The organism is Streptomyces sp. NPDC059009 (genome assembly GCF_042740175.1).
Classification (GTDB): domain Bacteria; phylum Actinomycetota; class Actinomycetes; order Streptomycetales; family Streptomycetaceae; genus Streptomyces.
In genome coordinates, this window is sequence record NZ_JBHYJB010000038.1 from 85,200 (window position 1) to 108,573 (window position 23,374).

The following is a 23,374-nucleotide window of genomic DNA, read 5'->3' on the forward strand; positions in this document are numbered from 1 at the left end:
TTCGGCCAACTCCCTTTCGTGCCGGGAGAGTTGCTGCTTCATGTCGTACGCATGTCAATACATCGACTCTCTTGATCTCTGCCCCCCGGCCCGGCCACGCTACTGATCGCGACGGGAGCGACACTCACCGCTCCCCCCCCATCTCTGAGGAGGATCCCTCTCCATGGCCGTGCTCCGCAGCAAGAAGGCCCTGATCGCCGCGGCGGTCTCCACCGCCGCCCTCGCCGGCGCCCTGACCGCCCTGCCCGCCCAGGCCGCCCCGGCGACAGGCACCGTGGTCGGCGCCGGGTCCGCCGACGCCGTACCGGGCAGCTACATCGTCACGCTCAAGAAGTCGCAAGGCATCAAGGCCGCCTCGAGCCAGGGCAAGGATCTGATAGCCGGGCACGGCGGGAAGGTCACCAGGACCTTCACGGCGGCTCTCAACGGCTATGCCGCCCAGCTGAGTTCGAAGGAGGCACAGAGACTCGCCGCCGACCCGGCCGTCGCCTCCGTCGAGCAGAACCAGCGCGTGCACGTCGACGCGACGCAGTCCAACGCCCCCTGGGGCCTGGACCGCATCGACCAGCCGAAGCTGCCGCTGAACAAGACCTACACCTACCCGGACAGCGCGGGCTCGGGCGTGACCGCGTACGTCATCGACACGGGGGTGCGCATCACCCACAAGGAGATCAGCGGCCACGCCGTCAACGGCTATGACTCCGTGGACGGCGACACCACCGCCCAGGACGGCAACGGCCACGGCACGCACGTCGCCACGACCATCGCGGGCAAGACCTACGGCGTCGCCAAGAAGGCGAAGGTCGTGGCCGTGCGCGTCCTGGACAACAACGGCTCCGGCACCACCGCCGGGGTCGTCGCGGGCATCGACTGGGTGACCAAGAACCACGCGGCGGGCGCCCCGGCCGTGGCCAACCTGTCGCTCGGCGGCTCCGCCTCCACCGCGCTCGACAACGCGGTGAAGAACTCCATCGCCGACGGCGTCACCTACGCGGTGGCGGCGGGCAACGAGGGCACCGACGCCAAGAGCTTCTCCCCCGCCCGGGTCGGTCCCGCCCTCACGGTCGGCGCCACCGACAACACCGACGCCAGGACGAGCTGGTCCAACTACGGTTCGGTCCTGGACGTCTTCGCTCCCGGCGCGAACATCACGGCGGGCTGGAACACCAGCGACACGGCCACCAACACCATCTCCGGTACGTCGATGGCCACTCCGCACGTGGCGGGAGCCGCCGCGGTCTACCTGGCGGGCCACAAGTCGGCCACGCCGGCGCAGGTCGCCACGGCCCTGAAGAACGGTGCCAGCTCGGGCGTCGTGAAGAGCCCGGGCACCGGCTCGCCGAACAAGCTGCTCAACATCGTCAAGTGACGCCCTTGCCAACACCCTTGCGCTGAGGGCTGGTTGAGTCGGTGGGCTCCCGGGGGTGGTCGCCGCCTCCGGGAGCCTCCGCGCCTGAGGGAGTCTCCGCCCGGCTCCGCCCCCGCACACCCAGCCCCGCCGCCACGAGCAGCAGCCCGCCCAGCATCACGAACGGCGCCGCCACCCCCGCGACCCCCGCGATCAGGCCCGCCGACGCGGGGGCGGCGACCTGGCCGAGGCGGTTGCCGGTCAGGCGCAGGGCGAGGGCGGTGGAGCGGGCCTCGGGCGGGGCCGCCTGCACCACCGTCGTCATCGACAGGGGCTGGCCGACGCCCAGGCAGAAGCCCAGCAGGACCAGCATCAGCCCCAGTGCCCACACCGGCACGGGAAGCGCGATCCCGGCGCAGAGGAGAGCGGCGAGCGCGCAGGTCACGACGATCAGCGCGCCCCGGCCCAGCAGGTTGATCAGCGGCGTCATCACGAGGCGGCACGCGATGGTCGCCCCCGCGCGCAGGCTCAGGAGCAGCCCGATCACGGACGGCGCGATGCCCCGGTGCTCGCCGACCACCGGCAGGTACGCGGTGAGGATGTCGGTGGCCGAGAGCACCGCGAGGCTGATGAAGATGCCCGCGGGCACCCCCCGGGCGCGCAGGATGCGGTGGACCGGGACCTTGCCGCCCTCGGGGCGGCGCGCCCCGCCCTCCGTACGGCGTTCGATGCGCCACAGCGAGGTGAAGGAGACCGCGGCGACGGCCGCCGACACGAGCAGGGCGAGGGCGCTGGTACGCGCCATGTCGCCGCCGATGAGGGCACCCGCCGCGATCGGTCCGACGAGCTGGCCGAGCGAGGCGCCGATGGTGAAGTGGCCGAAGTTGCGGTCCTGTTCGGCGGGGGCGGACTGGCGGGCCACGATCGACTGGGCGCCGATCACGAAGCAGAGGTGGCCGAGGCCCATCACCCCGCTCCACGCGGCCATCGCGGCGAGGGAGTCCGCGGTGCCGCTGAGGGCGCAGCCGCCAAAGATCAGGACCACGCCGACGGGCAGCAGGGGCGCGCACCTGCCGTGGTCGGTGCGGCGGCCGAGGGGGACGGCGGCGAACAGGGGCAGCAGCGCGTAGACGCCCGCGATGACGCCGACCGCCCGCTCGTCGGCGCCCAGGGCGAGGGCCCGGTAGGAGACGGCGGGCCGCGCCATCGACACCGCCCCCTGCGCGAAGCTGAAGGCGATGACGAGGCGGAGCAGCCAGCCCCTGCCACCGGGCCCTGCTGGAGCGGGAGTTGCCATGGGGATCAGATGATCCCGAAGAGCAGGCCCGCGCAGAGGATCACGAGCGAGGTGAGCGCGGCCCACTTCACGGTGAACTTGGTGTGGTCGCCGAACTCGACCTTCGCCATGCCGACGAGGACGTAGACGGCGGGCACCAGCGGGCTGGACATGTGCAGCGGCTGGCCGACGAGGGAGGCCCGGGCGATCTCCAGAGAGGAGACGCCGTGCGCCTGGCCCGCCTCGGCGAGGACCGGCAGGACGCCGAAGTAGAAGCCGTCGTTCGACATGAAGTACGTGAGCGGGATGGACAGGACGCCGGTGACGATGGCCATGTGCGGGCCCATCGAGTTCGGCACGACGTCGACGAGCCACTTGGCCATGTGGTCGACCATGCCGGTGCCCTGGAGGACGCCGGTGAAGACGGCGGCGGCGAAGACCATGCCGGAGACGTTCAGGACGTTGTCGGCGTGCGCGGCGATGCGCTCCTTCTGCTCCTTCATCTGCGGGAAGTTGACCGTGAGGGCCAGGGCCGCGCCGAGGATGAAGAGGACCGGGATGGGCAGCCACTCCATGATCATCGCGGTGAGCAGGGAGACCGTGAGGAGGGCGTTGAACCAGTAGAGCCTGGGGCGCAGCGTGGCGCGGTCCGGGTCGAGGCCCTGGAAGCCCTCGTCGTCGTCCTCGGCGTCCGCGTCGGCGCCCGGACCGGCGCCTGCTGTGGCCTTGTTCGTACGGCCGGTGGCCTCGTTCGTACGGCCGTCGCCGCTGCCCGCGCCGACGAGGACCTTCTCGCCGGAGGCCACGGTCTCGGTGGCGGGAGTCTCCAGGACCTCGTCGATGGAGAGGTAGCCGAGGCGCTTGCGCTCGCGGCGGCCGAGGACGTACGCGAGGGCGAAGACGCCGACCAGGCCGACGGCGAGCGCCGGGATCATCGGCACGAAGATGTCGCTGGCGTCGAGCTTGAGCGCGGTGGCGGCGCGGGCCGTGGGGCCGCCCCAGGGAAGGGTGTTCATGACGCCGTTGGCGGTGGCGGCCACACCGGTCATCACGATGAGGCTCATCTTGAGGCGCTTGTACAGGGGGTACATCGCCGAGACCGTGATCATGAAGGTGGTGGAGCCGTCGCCGTCGAGGGAGACGATCGCGGCGAGGACCGCGGTGCCGACGACGATCCGGACCGGGTCGGCCTTCGCGAAGCGCAGGATGCCGCGCACGATCGGGTCGAAGAGGCCGACGTCGATCATCACGCCGAAGTAGACGATCGCGAACATCAGCATCGCGGCGGTCGGCGCGAGATCGCCGATGCCCGCGATGACGTAGTCGCCGAGCTTGGCTCCCTTGCCCACCAGGACGCAGAAGAGAGCGGGGATGAGCACGAGCGCCGCGATCGGCGACACCTTCTTCATCATGATCAGCACCAGGAAGGTGGCGATCATGACGAATCCGAGGATCGTCAGCATGAGGGGGTTCCTATCGTTCGCCCTTGAACTGCCGCCCGGGGGTGGCGGTCAGCGAGACGTTAGGGCCCGTTCATCGGCGTTAACAAGATGTTGACGTGCGAGCAATAAGCGCAAAACTCCTGGTCAACGGCGTACGGCGAGGTGCGCCCCGCTGAGCTGAAGCCTCAGGGCGCGACGGCCGTGAGCTCCACCGGGAAGCCGTTGAGCACCGCCGTCCCGGAGAGCGGGTCGAGGAGCGTGCCGTCGAGCAGCTGGTTGACATTGGCCCCGGGGTCGGCGGCGGCGACGCCGAGGCGGGTGCCGGGCCGGTCGTGGCCCCAGCCGTGCGGCAGGCTCACCACGCCGGGGCGGACGGCGTCGGTCACCTCCACGGGGACGTCGATCTCGCCGCCCGCGGCCTTCACACGCGCGCGGCGCCCGTGCGCGAGCCCGAGGCGGGCGGCGTCGTCGGGGTGGACGTGCACGGTGCAGCGGTTGGTGCCGCCGATCAGCTCGGGGATGTTGTGCATCCAGCTGTTGTTGGACCGCAGATGGCGGCGGCCGACCAGGACGAGGGCCGCGGGCACCTCGTCGACCGCGCGCGCGAGGCGCCGCAGGTCGTCGGTGAGCTCGGGCGGAAGGAGCTCGACGCGGCCGCTGCGGGTCCTGAGGACCTCGCCGAGGCGCGGCTGCAGCGGGCCGAGGTCGATCCCGTGGGGGTGGGCGAGGAGCCGCTCCAGGCTGAGCCCGTCCGCCCGTGCGCCGAAGCCGTCCCCGTACGGGCCGAGGCGCAGCATCAGGTCGAGGCGCCGCTCGGGCCCGCTCTCGCCGGTGAGCCGGGCGGCGAGTTCCTTGGGGTCGCGGCCGTGCAGCGGGGAGTGCGGGGCGGCGACGGCCTTGCCGAGGGCGCCGTCGATCACCATGGCGTCGACGGCGGCGGGGTCGGCGCCGTGCATGCCGCTGGCGGCGAGGACGAGCCGGGCGAGGATCTCCGTCTCCGGCATGCGCCCCTCCTCCAGGGGGACGGCGGCGCGGGTGTAGCGGACCTGGTTGCGCACGGCGAGGGCGTTGAAGGCGAAGTCGTGGTGGGCGCTCTGGGCGGGCGGCGGCGGGGGCAGCACGACGTGGGCGTGGCGCGAGGTCTCGTTCAGATAGGGGTCGACGGCGACCATGAAGCCGAGGGACTCCAGGGCCGCATCGAGGCGGTTGCCGTCGGGGGCGGAGAGGACCGGGTTGGCGGCGACGGCGACGAGGCCGCGGATCGGGCCAGGACCGTCCGCAGGCTCTGCACCCGGGGTGTCGATCTCCTCGGCGAGCGCGGCGAGCGGCAGTTCGCCCTTGGCCTCCGGGTGGCCGCTGACCCGGCTGGCCCAGCGGCCGAGGGCGAAGCCCTTGCCGGGTCCGGGAGTTCGGGGTGCGGGGGCGGTGGCGGCGAGCGGGAAGAGGGCGCCGCCCGGCCGGTCGAGGTTGCCGGTGAGGATGTTCAGGACGTCGACGAGCCAGCTGGTGAGGGTGCCGAAGGTGACGGTGCTGGAACCGACGCGGCCGTACACCGCCGCCGTAGGGGCGGCTGCCAGGTCGTGGGCGAGGGTGCGGATGGTGTCGGCCGGCACGTCGCAGGCGGCGGCGACGGCTTCGGGGGTGAAGTGGCGTACGGCCGCGCGGAGTTCGTCGAGGCCCGTCACCCGGTCCGCGAGGGCGCCGAGCCGGGTGAGCCCGTCCGCGAACAGGACCTGGGCCATGGCGGCGAGCAGCAGGGCGTCGGTGCCGGGGCGGATCGCGAGGTGGGTGTCGGCGAGCTTCGCGGTGCGGGTGCGGCGCGGGTCGACGACGGTGAGGGTGCCGCCGCGGGCGCGCAGGGCCTTGAGCCTGCCGGGGAAGTCGGGGGCGGTGCACAGACTGCCGTTGGAGTCCAGGGGGTTGGCGCCGATGAGCAGGAGGTGGCCGGTGCGGTCGAGGTCCGGTACGGGGATGGCGAAGGCGTCGCCGAAGAGGAGCCCGCTGGAGACGTGCTTGGGCATCTGGTCGACGGTGCTGGCCGTGAACACGCTGCGGCTGCCGAGGGCGCGCAGCAGCAGCGGGACGTAGAGGCCGCCCGCCATGGTGTGCACGTTCGGGTTGCCGAGGACCACGCCGACCGCGTTCGGGCCGTGCCGCTCGATGAGGGGGCGCAGCCCGGCGGCGACGGCGTCGAACGCCTCGTCCCAGCTTGCCTCTTGGAGTCGCCCGTCCCGGCGCACGAGCGGCGTGCGCAGCCGGTCCGGGTCGGCGTCGGCCGCCCCGAACGAGGCGCCCTTGGGGCAGATGAAGCCCCGGCTGAACACATCGTCCGCGTCCCCGCGCGCGCCGGTCACCCGGGAGCCCTCGACGGTGAGGGTGAGGCCGCAGGTGGCCTCGCAGAGTGGGCAGATGCGCAGGGCGGTGCGGGGCATGGGCCCTCCCGGGGCGACGGCTTCGGCACGCGTGGGCGCTCAGCATACTGGCCGGTATGTGCCTGTCCCAGGGGTCGGGCGGTGCGGCTATCCGAGCGTGCGCGCGAGATACGCGTGCAGCAGCGCCCTGGCCTCCTCGATCAGGTCGGGGCGGCCCGACTCGTCGGTGCGGAAGGCCAGTTGGAGGACGGCGTCGACGGCCTCCACGCCGACGAGGAGGGTGCGGCGCAGCGTCGCGTCCACGGGGCGGCCGAGGTGGCCGCCGAGCAGGGCGGCGAGGCGGTCGGCGACGTGCGAGTTGGCGTCGGGCATGTCCTCGGGGACCGAGGGGATGCCGAAGTCGACCAGGCCGAAGCCGGGCACGGTCCGCTTCATGGCGAGGTACTCGTCGAAGGCGGCGTCCACGGCGCCGCGCCAGTCGCCGGCCGGTACGTCGGCCATGCGCGCGGTGATCCGCTGCGCGTACCGGTCGAGGTTGCGGTGCGCGAGCGCGTCCGCCATCGCGCGCTTGTTGCCGAAGAAGCGGTAGACGGAGCCGATGGGCACGTCGGCGCGCTGGGCCACGGCCCGGGTGCTCAGGCCCTCGTAGCCGACCTCGTCCAGGAGGGCGGCGCAGGCGTCGAGGATCCGGGCGAGCCGGTCGGCGCTGCGCTGCTGGATCGGGGCGCGGCGCAGGGCGGCGGCGGGCAGCGCGTCCGGGGCGGGGTGGGTCGTGGAGCTCTGGGCGTCGTCGCGGTGGGGCATCACCCGGAGAGTAGAGCACCGTTCACATTCTTGTGATCCCTCTTGCGGACGGAATCCGCGAATCCTACGGTGAGACATAGGAATCAAACAGAATCCTGGACGAGGCAGCCGAGGAGCGACCATGAGCGGGGATCAGACAGTGAGCACCGATCAGAGCCGGAAGACCGCGGCAGCCCTGGAATACCTCTCCGGATTCGGCAACGAGCACGGCTCGGAGGCCGTTCCCGGCGCCCTGCCGCACGGCCGCAACTCCCCCCAGCGCGCGCCCCTCGGCCTGTACGCGGAGCAGCTGAGCGGCAGCGCCTTCACCGAGCCCCGGGCGTACAACCGCCGCTCGTGGCTGTACCGGATCCGCCCCTCCGCGGCCCACCCGAAGTTCGAGCGGACCGACAACGGCGCGATCCGCACGGCCCCCTTCACCGAGTCCGTGCCCGACCCCAACCGGCTGCGCTGGAACCCGCTCCCGGAGCCCGCGCCCGGCACGGACTGGCTGGCGGGCCTGTGGACGCTCGGCGGCAACGGCGACGCGACGCAGCGCACCGGCATGGCCGTGCACCTCTACCACGCCAACTCCCCCATGACGGACCGGGTGTTCAGCGACGCGGACGGCGAGCTGCTCATCGTGCCCGAGCGCGGCGGCCTGCTGCTCCGCACCGAACTGGGCCTGCTCGCCGTCGAGCCGAGCCAGGTGGCGCTGATCCCGCGCGGCGTCCGCTTCCGCGTGGAGCTCCTGGACGAGAGCGCGCGCGGGTACGTGTGCGAGAACTACGGCGCCCCGTTCCAGCTCCCCGACCTCGGCCCGATCGGCGCCAACGGCCTGGCCAACGCACGGGACTTCAAGGCGCCGGTGGCCGCGTACGAGGAGACCGAGGGCCCCGTCGAGGTGGTCAACAAGTTCTGCGGCAACCTCTGGCGGGCGACCTACGACCACTCGCCGCTCGATGTCGTCGCCTGGCACGGCAACCACGTCCCGTACGTGTACGACCTGCGCCGCTTCAACGTCATCGGCAGCATCTCGTACGACCACCCGGACCCGTCGATCTTCACGGTGCTCACCTCGCCCTCCGACACCCCGGGCCTCGCGGGCGTCGACTTCGTCGTGTTCGCGCCGCGCTGGCTGGTGGGCGAGGACACCTTCCGGCCGCCGTACTTCCACCGGAACGTGATGAGCGAGTACATGGGCCTGATCGAGGGCGCCTACGACGCGAAGGCGGAGGGCTTCGTGCCGGGCGGCGGCTCGCTGCACAACATGATGTCGGCGCACGGCCCGGACCGGGACACCTTCGAGAAGGCGAGCGCCGCCGAGCTGCGGCCGCAGAAGATCGACGACGGCCTTGCCTTCATGTTCGAGACGCGCTGGCCGGTCACCGCCACCGAGCAGGCGGCCGGAGCGGACCATCTGCAGCGTGGGTACGACGATGTGTGGGAAGGTCTCCAGCGTCATTTCCGGCCGTAACAGGCCACACTCTGGCCCCAACCGGCCGGAATCAGGCCGCTTTCAGGTGGCGAGACAGAGCAACTCGGAGCAGTCGTGACCGCTTTCGCCCCGGACTCGATCGTCCTGAACCGCAAGCTGCCGCTGTGGTACCAGGTGTCGCAGTCGCTGCGCGCGTCCATCCTGGGCCGCGCGGCGGACGCCCCGCTGCGCCTGCCCACCGAGGAGCAGCTGGCGGGGCACTACGGGGTGAGCGTGCTCACCATGCGCCAGGCCCTCAAGGAGCTGGAGGACGAGGGCCTGATCAGCAGACACCGGCGGCGTGGCACCTTCATCGAACCGGGCGCCCGGCGGGGCACCCCGGTCCGCCTGCTGGGCTCGGTCGACGCGATCGTGGCCCAGCAGTCGGGCATGAAGACCGAGCTGCTCGACCACGGCCGCACCCCGGTGCCCGCCGACATCGCCGAGCACTTCCCGGACGTCCCGGAGGTGGCCTCGTACCACCGGCTGCGCCGCGACGCGGAGACCGGCGAGCCGACCAACCACGCCCGCAACCACATACGCCCCGACCTCGCCGACCGCATCGACCTGGACGACCTGGTGCGCTGGCCGATGACCAAGGTCCTGCGCGACGTCGTGGGCGTCCGCATCAGCCGCATCACCGACACCGTCGAGGCCCGCCTCGCGGACCCGGAGACCGCCCGGCTCCTCGACGTGCCGCTGCTGAGCCCGATCCTGCACTACACGGGCATCACCTACGACGAGGAGGGCCGCGCCCTGGACGTGGCCCTCATCCACTACCGCGGCGACCGCTTCTCGTTCACGGTCACGCTCGACGCCACCTGAGGCCCACGTCGTACGATGCCGACCGTGACGCACGACGAAGCGCCGCCGCTGGCGGACCTCATGCCGTGGTCGGTCGCACCGCTGCGGCCGGGCCGGGGGTGGCCGATGGCGCCGGACACCGCATCCCTGAAGGCCCGTTGGGACGCGTTCGTACGGGCCGACGCGGACGGCCGCGCCGCGCTCCTGCGCCCCACCCGCGCCCGCACCCCGCACACGGCGGTCGCCCAGCTCCCGGGCCACGCCGCCGGCACCGGCCCGCTCGCCGAGGCGTCGGGCCCCTGCCCCGAGCCGGTGCGGATCGCGCACGGCCCCTTCGACGAACAGTTCCTGATACCGGACCACCGCCTCATCGACGTGGCCCGCCCCGAGTTGTGGCGGGTCGCCGACGCGGCACAGCTCTTCCTCACCGAGCAGGGACACGTGCCCGGGGCCGCCGGTCCCGCCCTGCTGGCCTCCGGCGTCCTGCCCGACGGCCGGTCCCCCGCGGGCCGCCCCGGCCGCGTCCGCCCGCTGTTCCGCCGCCCCGGCGGCCACGAACCCAACGTCGCCCCGGGCCTGTTGGCACACCTGTCCGCCACGTACGGCGTGGCGGTGGGCGCGGTGGACCTGCTGGCCTGGACGCTCGCGGCGGGCCGCGGGTCGGCCGCCGGGTGCCTCGTCCCGCTCCCCGGGGACGCCGAACTGTGGTCACGCGGGCTCGAGTTGGGACGGTCGCTGCTGCGGCTGCACGTGCGCGGCGACGGCGAGCGCCCCAAGCTCCCCGGCGGCCGCCGCCCCTACGTCCGCGCCCCGCTGCCCGCACGCCCCACCGAGCTGCGCTACGACCCGGACGAGGAGGCCCTGTACGTGGGCGAGGAGGGCAGGATCTCCCCGGTGCCCCGCGCCGCCTGGGACTTCGAGGTGAGCGGGGTGCGGGTCCTGGAGCTGTGGTTCACGCGCCGGACCGAGGCGGCCGAGCCCGGCACCCTGGAGGCGATCCGCCCGAAGGCGTGGCCCCAGGAGTGGACGTCGGCGCTCCTGGAGCTCATCACGGTGCTGGCCCTCGTCGCGGAACTGGATCCGGACCGCGAGGAGTTGGGCAAGGCACTGGAGGACTCACGGCTGCCCGCCGAAGAGCTGCGCCGGGCGGGCGTGCTGCCCGTGCCCGCCGCGGCCCGGCGCCCCGCCTCCGTGCTCGACCACCACGAGGAGGGCCCCGGCGGCCAGTTCGCCCTGATCTGAGCCCTTCGGTACCGGGCCCGCTACTCCGCCCCGACCCCGGTGTTCTGGCAGGCGTGCAGCAGCCACCGCCCGTCGTCCTGCTTGGTCATGACGTAGAGCGGCGCACCCTCCGAGTCGCCCTCGATCGAGTGGTAGACCTGGCGGACCTTCACGGCGGCCACGTCGGGGCGGAGGAACTCGATGTGCGCCACGTCGTACGTGACCTCCCCGTCCCAGTTCGCGGCGTGCAGCACGGCGCGGGTGAACTCGGCGACGGCGTCGAAGCCGATCAACACCTTGCCGTGGGCCGTCGTCCACAGAGCGTCGGGGTGGAAGAGCCCAAGGAACCCCTCGGCGTCCTTGGCGCGCTGGGTGCGCTCGACGGTGGCGACGACGTCTTCGATGGCCTTGATGTCCGCGGCCGTGGCGGTTTCGGTGTTCATGCCGATGATCCTCCGACCTCAAGTCCGCTTGAGGTCAAGGGCGTTCATCAAGGGCGTTCAGCAAGGGGGCTCACCAAGGGCGCTCTCAAGGCACGAACGAATCCAGCGTCCGCCCCAGCGCCCGCTCGAAGACCGCCTCCAGGTCGATCGGCCCGGCGTCCTCCTGGAACGCCGCCGCGAGCCGCGGATACCGCCCGCTGGCCACCTGCGCCCCCAAGTAGGCGCTGCGCACCGCGTGTTCCTGCTCCTCGCTCCACGGCAGCGAGCGGGTCCGCTCCGCGGTGGCCAGCTCGTTGGCGACGTACGTCGTCACCACACTGGTCACGGAGGCGATGAGCTCCAGCTTCGCGCCGTAGGGCAGCTCCAGCGGGTCCAGGCAGGCCAGACAGTGCTCCAGGTAGCGCAGCGCGTTGGGGCTGAAGCCGTAGGCCGGGGACATCAGGCGGGGCAGCCACGGGTGCCGGTGCATCAGGGCCCGCGCCTGCCGGGCGAGGCCGAGCACGTCGGCGCGCCAGTCCCCGGAGGGCTCCTCGTACACGTACTCCGCGCTGACCTCGTCGACCATCAGCTCGTACAGGTCTTCCTTGCGCGGCACGTAGTTGTACAGCGACATCGTGCCCATGCCGAGCGCGCCCGCGACCTTGCGCATCGAGACCGCGTCGACGCCCTCCGCGTCGGCGACGCGCACGGCCGCGGCCGCGATGTCGGCCCTGCTGTGCGCGGGTCTCGGGCCACGGCCCGTGCGCTCGGGGCGCGCCCAGATCACTTCCGGTTCGGCCGCTCGGCCCGCCATGGATCATCACCTCGCGCACCATCCTAGTTACGTACACCGTACGTAGTGCGTTACGGTGGGGCCATGACTTCTACGTACGCTGTACTTAGTGAAGGTCTGGAGAAGCGCTTCGGCTCCGGCGACAAGGCCGTGCACGCCCTGCGCGGGTTCGATCTCGCCGTGCCCGAGGGCACCGTGTGCGGGCTGCTCGGGCAGAACGGCGCGGGCAAGACGACGGCGGTACGCCTGCTGACGACCCTGCTGAAGCCGGACGGCGGGACGGCGCGCGTCGCCGGGCACGACGTCGCCACGCAGCCGCAGGCCGTGCGCCGCAACATCGGCGTCACGGGCCAGTACGCGTCGGTCGACGGCGACCTCACGGGCCGCGAGAACCTGCACCTGTTCGGGCGGCTGCTGCGGGCGCCGCGCGGGCGGGCCGACGAGCTCCTGGAGCGGTTCGACCTCACCGGCGCCGCCGACCGTCCCGCGCGCACCTACTCCGGCGGCATGCGGCGCCGCCTCGACCTCGCCTCCAGCCTCATCACCCGGCCCGCCGTCCTCTTCCTCGACGAACCGACCACCGGCCTCGACCCGCACAGCAGGAACGGCATCTGGGAGGCGGTGCGCGAGCTGGCCCGCGAGGGCAGCACCGTGCTCCTGACCACGCAGTACCTGGAGGAGGCCGACCGGCTCGCCGACGACGTCGTCCTCATCGACCACGGCCGCGCCGCCCACCACGGCACGCCCGCCGAACTCAAGGCGCAGATCGGCAGCTACGCGGAGGTCGTCGTCACCGAGGACGCCGGGGAGCGCGCGCTGCACGCGGCGGCCATGGTCCTCGACCGGCTCACCGGGGCCCGGCCCGACGTCGACCCGGAGCGGCGGACCGCCGGCGCCGTCTGCCTCGACCCGCAGCTGACGCTGCCCCGCCTGGTCCGCGAACTCGACGCGTCCGGCGTGCCGCTGGCCGACGCGAGTCTGCGCCCGCCCACCCTCGACGAGGTGTTCCTGCGCCTCACCGTCACCCCGAGCCCCACGGAGGCCGCCGCATGAGCACCGCGATCCTGTACGACGCCTCGGCCGTCCTCGGCCGCCACCTCCAGCGCGTCCGGCACGCCCCGGCGATCCTGGTCATGACGCAGACGATGCCGATCGTGTTCCTGCTGTTCTTCGGGTACGTCTTCGGCGGCGCCCTCGCCATGCCGGGCTCCGACTACCGGGCCTACCTGGTGCCGGGCATGCTCGTCGCGACGGCCGCGAACGGCATCATGACCGGGATGTTCACGGCCGCCCAGGACTCGCACCGCGGCGTCATGGACCGCTTCCGCACCCTGCCGATGAGCCGCTCCGCGGTGCCTCTCGGACAGGCGGCCGCCGATCTGCTGACCACCGCGGTCGGGCTGATCCCGCTGGCGCTCGTGGGCCTGGCGATGGGCTGGCGGATCGACGGCGGGGTCGGGGGCGCCCTGGGGGCCTTCGGGCTGCTGCTCCTGCTCCGCTTCGCCACGACCTGGCTGGGCATCCTGCTGGGGCTCGCCTCGGAGAGCGAGGAGGCGGCGGGGCAGTTGGGCAGCGCCACGTTCATGCTGCCGCTGCTGTCGAACGCGTACATCCCTACGGACGGGATGCCGGGGTGGGTGCGGACGGTCGCCGAGTGGAATCCGATCAGTGCCGTCGCCACGGCGGCGCGGGACCTGTTCGGCAACGCCCCGGTGCCGCACGACGCGGCGTGGCCGGTGGCGCACCCGGTGGCCGGTTCGCTCGCCTGGTGCGCGGTGCTCCTCGCGCTGTGCGTGCCACTGGCCGTCCGCCGGTACGGCGGCGGGGGTCGGTGACGCCGCGCGCGTGGCGAGCCGGTGAGCTACGCGCGTAACGCGGGGCCAACTCCCTTGCGGGAAGGTCGGTTTCAGGGGGGAACGGGGACGGACGCCCTGGCCGGTTCAGGCCGGCAGGAAGGCGCCCGCGCCCGGAACTAGCGGCTCCCGAAGAGGGAGCGGCGCAGCCTCCGCAGGGGAGCGAAGAGGGAGACCCGACGCACTCGGGCCCGCCGACCACCGCGGTCGTGCGCCACGTCCCGCGAGGTGAGCTCACGCATCAGCAGCGTCGCCTCGTGGGACTCACGCTGCGGGACGGCGGGGCCGCCCAGCACCGAGAGATGGCGGTCGAGGCGCGAACTGGTCGCACCGCTCCCGCACGTGATCGCAGGGACCCTCGCCCTGCTGCGCACCGTTATCTGTTCCATGTCACTCCCCACCCGTACGAGGGCACCCGGCCCAGGGCAGGTTAACCCTATCGCCCCACCCTGACACTCGTGTATCCCGGTCGACTGATTCACCTCCTTCATAAGGAGGTTGACGATTACTCTCCGAATCCGACTGATTCCAGGGCGAGTTGGACAAGAGGGGCAGTAGTGGGCCTCTTCGAGCCCCCGGCGGGCTCGGTGGTGACGGCGAGTGAGCTCGACGCGGGGCCGAGGCGCTCGGCGACGACGGGCGTGGCGCCCGCCAGCAGGCCCTGGGAGCGCGGCGCCGACCCCTCCCGCATCTCCCAGAGTTGGTGGACGCGGCCGTGCGGTGCGTCACCGAGTCCCGTGACGCTCACCACGGCCTGCCCCTGGGACGGGGAGGCGACCACGTTCATGCCGCGCCCCTTCGCGTCCCGTTCCCCGGTCGCCGTGGCGTCGGGCGCGGCCAGGACGTGGGCGATCTCACGTGCGGTGGTCCGCTCCTGGTCGAGGCGGTGGTCGGCGCGGGCGAGCCGGACGCCGAGGAGGACGCCGGCGGCGAGGATCAGGGCCGCGCCGGTCGCGGCGAGCGGCACGAGCACGGCGCGGGTCCGCGCACGGGTGGGCGGCACCGGAGTGCGGGCCCGCGCGGGCTCCTGTTCCGTCAGGCGCACGGAGGCGAGGACCCGCTCACGCAGTTCCGGGGGCGGCGCGGCGGCGGCCGCGCGCGCCAGGCGCACCGTGTCGCCCGCGAGCTCCCGCACCTCCTCCGGGCAGGTCGCGCAGCGCGGCAGATGACGCTCGAAGCGGCGCAGTTCCCGCGGGGTGAGCGCGTCCAGGGCGTACGGCACGGCGAGCGAGTGCACACCCCGCCGGGCCGCCGCGTCCCGCCGTGCGGCGTCGTCCAGGTGGGGCGCTCCCCCGCCCCAGGGCCACTTCACGCCGCCTCCCCCAGGCAGTCGCGCAGCCGGCGCAGCCCCTCCCGCATCCGGGTCTTGACGGTGCCGAGCGGCACGGACAGGCGCCGGGCCACCTCCCGGTACGTGTAGCCGTCGTAGTAGGCGAGCGTCACGGCCTGGTGCTGGAGGGCGGTCAGCCGCTCCATGCAACGGCGCACCCACTCGCGCTCCATGGCCTCCTCCACCTCCTCGGCGACCTGGTCGAAGGCGGGCATGTCGGCCCGCCGGGCCACCCGCTGCTCGCGCTCCCCCGCGGCGCGCACGCTGCGCACGCGGTCGACGGCTCTGCGGTGGGCCAGCGTGAGGATCCACGACTGGGCGCTGCCGCGCGCGGGGTCGAAGCGGGCGGCGGAGCGCCACAGTTCGAGCAGGACCTCCTGCACGACCTCCTCCGACTGGGCGGAGTCGCGCAGCACCCTGCGCACGAGTCCGTACACCGGACCGGCCACCAGGCCGTACAGCTCTTCGAACGCCTTCTGGTCACCGCGGGCGACCAGGGGCAGCAGCTCATCGGCGTCCACCGTTCCCCCTTCCGTATCTCTCCATACGTCTCCATGGGGGGCCTGGCTCGGGCTCATTGTGGGGGCGGCGCGCGGCAGGGGGAAGCCCGGCGGAGGGTCCGGAGAGACCTGAGAAATACGTACGCGGAACACCAAACCGCCGGAGCGGCCGCGCCGAATGGCTTCCGTCAGGCGGTCGCCGCGAGCGCGCGCGGCCGCGACCACGGATCCACTCAGAGAAAGCGACGGACGCGATGACAGCAATCGCCAGGAGCTCGGCGGGCCGACGGGGCCTCGCCGCGCTCATCTGTGGCGCGCTGGCAGCCGGGGGGCTCGCAGCCGCCGGAGTCAGTGCGCTCCAGCCAGGGGCGGCGGGCGCCTCCAGCCACCGGGAGGCCCCGCTGATCTCGGGGCAGCCCCAGTACGACAACACGGACGTGTACGCGTTCGTCAGCCCCGACAAGCCGGACACCACGACGCTCGTGGCCAACTGGATCCCCTTCGAGGAGCCCGCGGGCGGCCCGAACTTCTACCTGTTCCCCGAGGACGCCCAGTACGACGTGCACATCGACAGCGACGGGGACGGGCAGGGCGACCTGCTCTACCGCTGGACCTTCGAGACCCAGCGCAAGAGCGGCGACACCTTCCTGTCCAACACGGGCCCGGTGACGAGCCTCGACGACCCCGACCTGAACGTGACGCAGACGTACGACATCGACCTGCTGCGCCTGAAGGACCAGAAGGTCGTCTCCACCAAGAAGATGGCCGACAACCTGCCCGTCGCGCCGTCGAACGTCGGCAAGGCGTCGATGCCCGACTACAAGAAGCTGCGCGACCAGGCGGTGCGCACGGTCGACGGCGGCGGCACGTCGTACGTGGGCCAGGCCGACGACCCGTTCTTCCTGGACCTGCGGGTCTTCGACCTGCTGTACGGGGGTGATCTCTCGGAGGTCGGCCGGGACACGCTCAAGGGCTACAACGTGAACACGGTGGCCCTGCAGGTGCCGACCGCCCAGCTACGGCAGTCCGCGGACCAGCCGGTCGTCGGGGTCTGGTCGACGACACAGCGCAAGAACGCCAAGGGCGACTGGACGCAGGTGTCGCGGCTCGGCAGCCCGCTCGTCAACGAGGTCGTGGTGCCGCTCAAGGACAAGGACAAGTTCAACGCGTCCGCGCCGTGGAACGACGCCCAGTTCCTGAAGTACGTGCAGAAGCCCGAGCTGGCCCAGCTCCTGCAGAAGATCTACAAGATCAAGGCACCGGCCGAGCCCCGCAAGGACCTGGTCTCGGTCTTCCTGACCGGCGTCAAGGGCCTCAACCAGCCGCCGAACGTCCGCCCCGCGGAGGCCCTGCGCCTCAACACGTCGATCAAGCCCACGAGTTCGCCCAAGCGGCTCGGGGTGCTCGACGGCGACAACGCGGGCTTCCCGAACGGGCGGCGGCTCGCGGACGACGTCGTGGACATCGAACTGCAGGCCGTCGCGGGTGAACTCGTCGGTTCCAAGAACGACTTGGGCGACGCGGTGAACGTGAACGACCAGCCCTTCGGCACCACCTTCCCGTACGTGGCGCTGCCCACGTCGGGCTCGCGCGGCCCGCTGGCGAAGGGGGGCCAGAGCGGCTCGAACCGGGACGCCCTCAACGGCGGTGCGGTGCCGCAGAGCCCCTCCGGCTCCGACGACTCGACGGACACCGTCCTGATCGCGTCCGCCGCGGCGGGCGCCGCCGGGGTGCTCCTGGTGGGACTCGCCCTGGTGTGGTGGCGGACCCGGCGCAGGGAGACCAGCTGATGCGGCGCTCCCTCGGGCGGACCGCGGTGGCCGCCGCGGCCCTGGCGCTCGCCCTGACCGGGGGCGCGGTCGTGCTCGGCGGTACGCACGAGGCGGGGCGGTCACCGATGGTGGCCGCCCCGGCCCCGCCGCCGGGCGAGCTGCGCTCCGGCGACCTCGACCGCGGCATCCCGGCCCTCCAGGCCCATCTGCGCGCCCAGCCACGGGACTTCGCGTCCTGGGCGACGCTCGGCACGGCCTATGTCGAGCAGGCCCGCACCCACGGCGACCCGTCCCGCTACCGGGCGGCCGCCCGCGCCCTGGACCGGTCCCTGTCCGTGCGCCCCGGCAACGACGCGGCGCTCGCGGGCCGCGCCGCACTCGCCGCCGCCCGGCACGACTTCAAGGGCGCCCTGCGCCACGCGGACCGCGCCCTCGCCGTGAACCCGTACGGCGAGCGGGCGCTGTCCTCGCGCGTGGACGCCCTCGTGGAACTCGGCCGCTACCGGGAGGCGGCCCGCGCGGCGGACCTCGCCGACCAACGGCGGCCCGGCATCCCGGTGTTCACCCGGTACGCGTACGTGGCGGAGCTGCGCGGCGACACGGCGACCGCCCGTCGCGTCCTCGACCGCGCGCTGGCCTCGGCGACGGCGCCGGGCGACGTGGCGTACGTGGCGACGGCGCTCGGCCAACTGGCGTGGCGCCAGGGCGCGTACGAGACGGCCCAGCGGCACTGCGGCCACGCGCTCCGGGCCCAGGCGGCCCACCTCCCGGCGCTGGAGTGCCGGGCACGCGCGCGTGCGGGACGCGGCGACACGGCCGGGGCGCTCCGCGACCTGCGCGAGGTCGTGGCCCGCTATCCGCTGCCCGGCCCGCTGGTGGAACTCGGCGAACTCTACGAAGCGAAGGGCGACATGCGGCAGGCACGGACCCAGTACGGCCTCGTGAACACCTGGCTGCGGCTGGCCCGCGCGGGCGGCGTCAACGCCGACCTGGACACGGCCCTCGCCGCCACCGACCACGGCGACAGGAAGGCCGCCCTGCGCGCGGCCCGCGCCGAGTGGTCCCGCCGCCACACGGTCCACACCGCGGACGCCCTGGCCTGGGCGCTGCACGCGTCGGGGCGCGACGACCAGGCCCTGGGACACGCCCGTCGGGCCACGGCGACGGGCTTCAAGGAGGCGTCGTTCTGGTACCACCGCGGCATGATCGAGCGCGGCGCGGGCGAGAAGAGCGCGGCCCGTCGCTCCCTGAGGACGGCGCTGGACCTCAACCCGGCGTTCTCGCCCACGGGTTCGCGTGCCGCGCGCGCGGCGCTGCGGGATCTGGGGGACGGGGGGAGCGCGTCATGAGGCTCGGACGGACGGGGCGACGAGGACACGCGGGGGCACCGGGCCTGCTGCGAGCCGGGCGCCGAGGGCACGGGGATGCACTCCCGGGCCCGGGCCTCGGGCAGGACCCGCTGGCGGGTTCGGCCTTCCGGCAAGACGCGCTGCCGGGACCGGCCCTCCGGCAAGACGCGCCACCAGGCCCAGCCCGCCTGCAGGGCACGCTGCCGGGACCGGCCTTCGGGCAGGACCCGCCGCCAGAGACCACCCCCCGGCACGACCCGCCGCCGCTCGCGGTGCAGGAGCCACACCCACCGGTCCCGGCCGGCGCCCCGGCACACCCTTCGCCGGGTGGCCGGGCCCGTGGGCCCCGGCGCCCGCGCCGCATCGCCCCGCGTCGCGTCGCCCTGCGCTGCCTCGCCGTCCTCGCGGCCGCCGCCGCGCTCCTCGCCCTCCCCGGGCCCGCGGCTTCCGCCCACCCCCTCGGGAACTTCACCGTGAACCGGTACGACGGGCTCGTCGTCGCCCCGGACCAGGTGCGGGTCGACCACGTGGAGGATCTCGCGGAGGTCCCGGCCACCCAGGCGAAGTCCCGTATCGAGGCGATGGGGTTGAGCGGGTGGGGACGGGAGCGGTGCCGGGACGCGGCCCGTGACAGCCGGGTCAGCGTCGGAGGCGACGCTGTGCGGCTCGGCGTCGTGTCGGCACGCGCGCGCGTGCTGCCCGGGCAGGCCGGGCTCGACACCGTCCGGGTGGAGTGCGCGCTGCGCGCCCCGCTCACCCACCAGGGCAGGGCCGAGGTCCGGTTCCGGGCCGCGGGCCGGCCGGGGCCCGGCTGGCGGGAGATCACCGCGCGCGGCGACCGCATGACGCTCAAGGGCGCCGACGCGCCCGCCGAGTCCGTCTCACGGCGCCTCACCCGGTACCCGAAGCCGCTGCTCTCCTCCCCGCCCACCGCCACCGCCGCCGTCCTGCGCGCCGTGCCCGGCGGCCCCGCCCTCGCCGAGGAGCGGCCCGCGGCGCCTCCCGTGACCTCCGCGCTCCCCCGGGGCGCGGACCGCTGGACGCAGGCCCTCACCTCGCTCGTCGCCCGCCGCGACCTCACGCCCGCGTTCGCCGCGCTCGCCCTCGGCACCGCCCTGGTGCTCGGCGCGCTGCACGCGCTCGCGCCGGGACACGGCAAGACGCTGATGGCCGCGGCCGCCGCCGCCCGTGGGCGCGCCTCGTTCCGCGACGTGCTGCCGCTCGCCGCCTCGGTGACCGTGACCCACACGCTGGGCGTGGTCGCCCTCGGGCTCCTCATCGCCGGCGGCTCCGCGGCCGCGCCCTCGGTGATCGCCTGGCTCGGCGTCACCAGTGGCGTGCTCGTCGCGGGCGCGGGGGCGATGCTGCTGCGCCGCGCCTGGCGCAGAAGGAACAGCAGTCACGGCCACAGTCACGGCCACCGCGGTCACCGCAGTCACGGCCACGCGCACGAGCACGGCCACACCCACGACCACCTGCACCAGCACCAGCACCAGCACCAGCACGACCACCACACGCCGCCCACCATCCGCGGCGCCCTCTTCCTCGGCTTCGCCGGAGGGCTCGTGCCCAGCCCCTCCGCCGTCGTCGTGCTCGTCGGCGCCGCCGCGCTCGGCGAGGCGTGGTTCGGGGTGCTGCTCGTCCTCGCGTACGGGATGGGGCTCGCCGTCACGCTCACCGCGGCCGGGTTCCTCGTCGTCCGCGTGGGCGCGCTCGCCGGGCGGCGGACGGCGGGGCGGCGCGGCCTCGGTGGTGTGCGCCGAGTCGCACACCGATTCGTGCCCCTGGGCTCCGCCTGCGTCGTCCTCGCCCTTGGGTGTGGATTGGCGCTCAAGGGGGCGGCAACGGCGCTCGGTTGAGGTAATTTTGTCGAGAATCGCCTAGGGCCTGATCCGCACGGCGGGCCCCAGCTGGGCACGGCTTCCGAGGGGGCGCCCGTGAGCGACGACGAGCGTGTGATCGCAGGGCGCTACCGCCTCACGTCCCCGCTCGGCGAGGGCGGCATGGGCACGGTGTGGCGGGCGCGCGACGACGTACTGGGGCGCGAGGTCGCCGTCAAGGAGGTGCGCGCCCCCGCCGGGCTCCCGGCCCCCGACGTGGACCGGCTCTACGCCCGCCTGGAGCGCGAGGCGTGGGCCGCCGCCCGTATCCCGCACCGCAATGTGGTGACCGTCTACGACGTGGCGAGCGAGGACGGCCGCCCCTGGATCGTGATGGAGCTCGTCCGCGGGCTCTCGCTCTCCGAAGTCCTCGAGGCCGAGGGGCCGATGCCCCCGCAGCGCGCCGCGCACATCGGCGCCGAGGTCCTCGCCGCTCTGCGCGCCGCCCACGAGGCGGGGGTCCTGCACCGCGACGTGAAGCCGGGCAACGTCCTGCTCGCCAACGACGGCCGCGTCGTCCTCACCGACTTCGGCATCGCCATGGTCGAGGGCAGCTCGGCCCTGACGATGACGGGCGAGGTCGTCGGCTCGCCCGAATTCCTCGCCCCGGAGCGGGCGTTGGGACAGCGGCCGGGGCCCGCCTCCGACCTGTGGTCCCTGGGGGTGCTCCTGTACGCGGCGGTGGAGGGCAACTCGCCGTTCCGGCAGGACACCCCGCTGAGCACGCTGCGCGCGGTCGTCGACGAGGAGCTGCCCCCGCCGCGCCACGCGGGCCCGCTCACCTCGGTCGTCGAGGGGCTGCTCCGCAAGGACCCGGCCGAGCGCAGCTCAGCGTCGGACGCCGAGCGCGATCTGCGCCTGGTGGCCGCGGGCGGCTCCCCGCGCGCGGAGCCGCCCCCGGCCTCCTACCAGCCGACGGTCACCGCGCCGTTCCGGCCCGCCCCGGAGTCGGCCACTCCGGCGACCCCCATGGGGGCCACGGCCCCGTCCGGCACCCCGCTCCCCTCCTCCGGCACCACGACCACCACCACAACCGGCCGCTCCCGTCGCTCTGTTGTGGCCCTCGTCGTCGGCCTCGTCGCCCTCGTGCTGGCCCTGGGCGGCATCACGTACGCCCTGGTCGACAAGGACAACGGCGGGGGCGGCAGCAGCGGGGGCAGCACGGGCGGGGACACGGGCGGCAGCGGCGGCGGCTCCGGCGGCAAGAGCGGCGGGAACAACAGCGGCGGGTCCACCGGGGGCAACGGCGGGTCCACGAACGGCGGTTCGGGCGGCGACAGCGGGAGTGGGAGCGGCGGCAATGGTGGAAGCGGGGGAAACAGCGGCAGCGGTGGCAGTGGGGGGAGCGGGGGTTCCACCACCAAGCCGCCCCAGTCCGTGAAGGTCCACGTCTCGGGCGCGCACACCCAGTACTCGGGTGCCTGCCCGCCCGTCGCCGGTCAAGCACCCGCCTTCACCGCGACGTTCACGGTGGGCCGCGTGCCCACCACCGTCGAGTACCGCTGGGTCACCGCCTCGGGCGAGCCCAGCGACCCGGGCTGGAAGAGCCTCTCCTTCCCGTCGGGCGGCGGGAAGACGAAGCAGGTCAATCATGTCGAGCTGAACTACGACGAGGGCGGCGGGACGTACGAGAACTCGATCAGCGTCGAGGTCCGCTCGCCCGTGCAGGCGACGTCCAACTCCGTCTCCTATGCGGTCACATGTGAGACGGAGACCCCGACGGGCGGGGCCTCCACCTCTCCTTACGACGTCACGCAGCCGAGCGGCTAGGCGGCCGAGGTGAACGCGGGCAGATAGCCACCGGACTGTCCGGCGGCCGTGGGGTGGTAGGACTCACTGATGTTGGTCCACTCCAGGCTGTGCAGCCAGGAGTTGCCGGAGCAGATCTCGTGGCCGGTGAACTCGTCGGTCACGGAGGAGAAGGTGAAGCCGTGGTCGGCCGCGCGCTTGGCCGTCGCGGCGTTGAGGTAGTCCGCGGCGCCGTTGATCGCGGTGCGCTTCTTGTCCGAGAGCCCGACGGAACAGCTGCCGCCGATCTTGTAGAAGCGGGGGTAGCCGAGGACGACGACATGGGCCGAGGGGGCCTTGTCGTGGATGGCGGTGTACGTCTTGTCGAGATTGCCGGGGAGCGTCGAGTCGACGTACCTCTTGGCCTCGTCGATGCGGGCGAGGCAGCTGCTGTCGGAGCCGAGGACGCAGTCCTGCATGACGTCCGCGAAGCCCGCGTCGTTGCCGCCGACGGAGATGGAGACAAGCCCGGTACCGGAGCCCAGTGGCCCGAGCTGGTTCGCCACCACATCACCCGTACGTGCACCCGAGCAGGCCGTGAAGGAGAAGCTCGCGGGTGAGTGCGCCGCCGCCCACAGGGCGGGGTACGCCTTCGTGCTGCGCTTGCAGTTGCCACTTCCGCTGTCGTAGCTGCCGGACCCGACACCGGAGGAGTAGGAGTCGCCGAGTGCCACATACCCGGTGGCGGCGGCCTGTTGGCCACTCTCGTCGGCTGCGTGTGCCGCCGCGGCCCCGGTCAGGGCGAAGGCGACGGAGAGGAGGAGTGAGGAAGCGTATGCCGTAATTCGGGACAATCTCATGGAACCTCCCTTAGCAGGATTTCTGCCTCAACCGTGGTAGCACGCCCCTTACCTCGCCGGTAGTGTCCATGCCAACAATTTCGGGTGACAACTGCCGGGCGGCTGAGGTGAGTTGAGGAACGTCCTGTCATGACTCTTCCCCGCCCGAGGCACCTCGGCCGCGG

The 23,374-nt window shown here is 73.3% G+C and carries 20 protein-coding genes; 10 read left to right on the plus strand and 10 right to left on the minus strand.

What is annotated here, in order from left to right; genetic code table 11:
* Nucleotides 1-163: 163 nt before the first annotated feature.
* The gene (locus ACFWYM_RS32505; protein ID WP_384845528.1) at nucleotides 164-1,369 is read left to right on the plus strand and encodes a S8 family peptidase; all 1,206 of its coding nucleotides are present in this window, start codon (nucleotides 164-166) and stop codon (nucleotides 1,367-1,369) included.
* On the opposite strand, the gene ACFWYM_RS32510 is transcribed toward ACFWYM_RS32505, so the two are convergent.
* The 4 genes from ACFWYM_RS32510 to ACFWYM_RS32525 all read right to left on the minus strand — a co-directional run bounded on the left by ACFWYM_RS32510 (nucleotide 1,362) and on the right by ACFWYM_RS32525 (nucleotide 7,242).
* Nucleotides 1,362-2,645, minus strand: coding sequence for an MFS transporter (locus tag ACFWYM_RS32510; protein ID WP_384845531.1), 1,284 nt, complete (start codon nucleotides 2,643-2,645; stop codon nucleotides 1,362-1,364). The genes ACFWYM_RS32505 and ACFWYM_RS32510 overlap by 8 nt on opposite strands.
* 5 nt (nucleotides 2,646-2,650) lie before the next feature.
* Nucleotides 2,651-4,087: a CitMHS family transporter gene (locus ACFWYM_RS32515; protein ID WP_384845533.1), complete on the minus strand. Its 1,437-nt coding sequence runs from the start codon at nucleotides 4,085-4,087 to the stop codon at nucleotides 2,651-2,653.
* Nucleotides 4,088-4,251: 164 nt separating this feature from the next.
* Nucleotides 4,252-6,498 carry a molybdopterin-dependent oxidoreductase gene (locus tag ACFWYM_RS32520; protein ID WP_384845535.1) on the minus strand — a complete coding sequence of 749 codons (2,247 nt, stop codon included), beginning with the start codon at nucleotides 6,496-6,498 and terminating at the stop codon, nucleotides 4,252-4,254.
* 87 nt (nucleotides 6,499-6,585) lie between these two features.
* A complete protein-coding gene (locus ACFWYM_RS32525; protein ID WP_384845537.1) occupies nucleotides 6,586-7,242 on the minus strand; it encodes a TetR/AcrR family transcriptional regulator in 657 nt (218 codons plus the stop codon).
* Between the two features lie 121 nt (nucleotides 7,243-7,363).
* Between ACFWYM_RS32525 and hmgA the strand changes: the two genes are divergently transcribed.
* The 3 genes from hmgA (at nucleotide 7,364) to ACFWYM_RS32540 (ending at nucleotide 10,744) form a co-directional block, all read left to right on the plus strand.
* On the plus strand, nucleotides 7,364-8,698 hold the full coding sequence (gene hmgA, locus ACFWYM_RS32530) for a homogentisate 1,2-dioxygenase (RefSeq protein ID WP_384845539.1): 1,335 nt from the start codon (nucleotides 7,364-7,366) through the stop codon (nucleotides 8,696-8,698).
* 75 nt (nucleotides 8,699-8,773) lie between these two features.
* A complete protein-coding gene (locus ACFWYM_RS32535) occupies nucleotides 8,774-9,523 on the plus strand; it encodes a GntR family transcriptional regulator (protein ID WP_384845541.1) in 750 nt (249 codons plus the stop codon).
* Between the two features lie 15 nt (nucleotides 9,524-9,538).
* On the plus strand, nucleotides 9,539-10,744 hold the full coding sequence (locus ACFWYM_RS32540) for a type ISP restriction/modification enzyme (RefSeq protein ID WP_384845543.1): 1,206 nt from the start codon (nucleotides 9,539-9,541) through the stop codon (nucleotides 10,742-10,744).
* Nucleotides 10,745-10,764: 20 nt separating this feature from the next.
* On the opposite strand, the gene ACFWYM_RS32545 is transcribed toward ACFWYM_RS32540, so the two are convergent.
* Nucleotides 10,765-11,166: an SgcJ/EcaC family oxidoreductase gene (locus tag ACFWYM_RS32545; protein WP_384845545.1), complete on the minus strand. Its 402-nt coding sequence runs from the start codon at nucleotides 11,164-11,166 to the stop codon at nucleotides 10,765-10,767.
* Nucleotides 11,167-11,251: 85 nt separating this feature from the next.
* Nucleotides 11,252-11,959 carry a TetR/AcrR family transcriptional regulator C-terminal domain-containing protein gene (locus tag ACFWYM_RS32550; protein WP_384845547.1) on the minus strand — a complete coding sequence of 236 codons (708 nt, stop codon included), beginning with the start codon at nucleotides 11,957-11,959 and terminating at the stop codon, nucleotides 11,252-11,254.
* A gap of 63 nt (nucleotides 11,960-12,022) precedes the next feature.
* Between ACFWYM_RS32550 and ACFWYM_RS32555 the strand changes: the two genes are divergently transcribed.
* Together ACFWYM_RS32555 and ACFWYM_RS32560 are read left to right on the plus strand one after the other, a co-directional pair.
* The gene (locus tag ACFWYM_RS32555; RefSeq protein ID WP_384845549.1) at nucleotides 12,023-12,991 is read left to right on the plus strand and encodes an ATP-binding cassette domain-containing protein; all 969 of its coding nucleotides are present in this window, start codon (nucleotides 12,023-12,025) and stop codon (nucleotides 12,989-12,991) included.
* Nucleotides 12,988-13,773 (plus strand): ABC transporter permease, encoded by a 786-nt coding sequence (locus ACFWYM_RS32560; protein WP_384845551.1) that lies wholly within the window; start codon nucleotides 12,988-12,990, stop codon nucleotides 13,771-13,773. Before ACFWYM_RS32555 ends, ACFWYM_RS32560 begins: the two co-directional genes overlap by 4 nt.
* 137 nt (nucleotides 13,774-13,910) lie before the next feature.
* Here ACFWYM_RS32560 and ACFWYM_RS32565 read toward each other — a convergent pair whose 3' ends face one another.
* From ACFWYM_RS32565 to sigK, 3 genes are all read right to left on the minus strand, one after another.
* A complete protein-coding gene (locus ACFWYM_RS32565) occupies nucleotides 13,911-14,180 on the minus strand; it encodes a hypothetical protein (RefSeq protein WP_384845553.1) in 270 nt (89 codons plus the stop codon).
* Nucleotides 14,181-14,296: 116 nt separating this feature from the next.
* Nucleotides 14,297-15,070, minus strand: coding sequence for an anti-sigma factor (locus tag ACFWYM_RS32570; protein WP_384845577.1), 774 nt, complete (start codon nucleotides 15,068-15,070; stop codon nucleotides 14,297-14,299).
* A gap of 29 nt (nucleotides 15,071-15,099) precedes the next feature.
* Nucleotides 15,100-15,642 (minus strand): ECF RNA polymerase sigma factor SigK, encoded by a 543-nt coding sequence (gene sigK, locus ACFWYM_RS32575; protein WP_384845555.1) that lies wholly within the window; start codon nucleotides 15,640-15,642, stop codon nucleotides 15,100-15,102.
* 233 nt (nucleotides 15,643-15,875) lie between these two features.
* Between sigK and ACFWYM_RS32580 the strand changes: the two genes are divergently transcribed.
* From ACFWYM_RS32580 to ACFWYM_RS32595, 4 genes are all read left to right on the plus strand, one after another.
* Entirely contained in the window at nucleotides 15,876-17,411 is a 1,536-nt protein-coding gene (locus ACFWYM_RS32580) for a DUF4331 domain-containing protein (RefSeq protein WP_384845557.1), read from the plus strand.
* Complete coding sequence (locus ACFWYM_RS32585; RefSeq protein ID WP_384845559.1) at nucleotides 17,411-18,742, plus strand: tetratricopeptide repeat protein; 1,332 nt, start codon at nucleotides 17,411-17,413, stop codon at nucleotides 18,740-18,742. The genes ACFWYM_RS32580 and ACFWYM_RS32585 overlap by 1 nt, the downstream gene beginning before the upstream one ends.
* Before the next feature lie 362 nt (nucleotides 18,743-19,104).
* Entirely contained in the window at nucleotides 19,105-20,601 is a 1,497-nt protein-coding gene (locus tag ACFWYM_RS32590) for a nickel transporter (RefSeq protein ID WP_384845579.1), read from the plus strand.
* A 144-nt stretch (nucleotides 20,602-20,745) separates the two neighbouring features.
* Complete coding sequence (locus ACFWYM_RS32595) at nucleotides 20,746-22,392, plus strand: serine/threonine-protein kinase (protein WP_384845581.1); 1,647 nt, start codon at nucleotides 20,746-20,748, stop codon at nucleotides 22,390-22,392.
* Here ACFWYM_RS32595 and ACFWYM_RS32600 read toward each other — a convergent pair.
* On the minus strand, nucleotides 22,389-23,210 hold the full coding sequence (locus ACFWYM_RS32600; RefSeq protein ID WP_384845561.1) for an SGNH/GDSL hydrolase family protein: 822 nt from the start codon (nucleotides 23,208-23,210) through the stop codon (nucleotides 22,389-22,391). The genes ACFWYM_RS32595 and ACFWYM_RS32600 overlap by 4 nt on opposite strands.
* Between the last annotated feature and the right edge of the window lie 164 nt (nucleotides 23,211-23,374).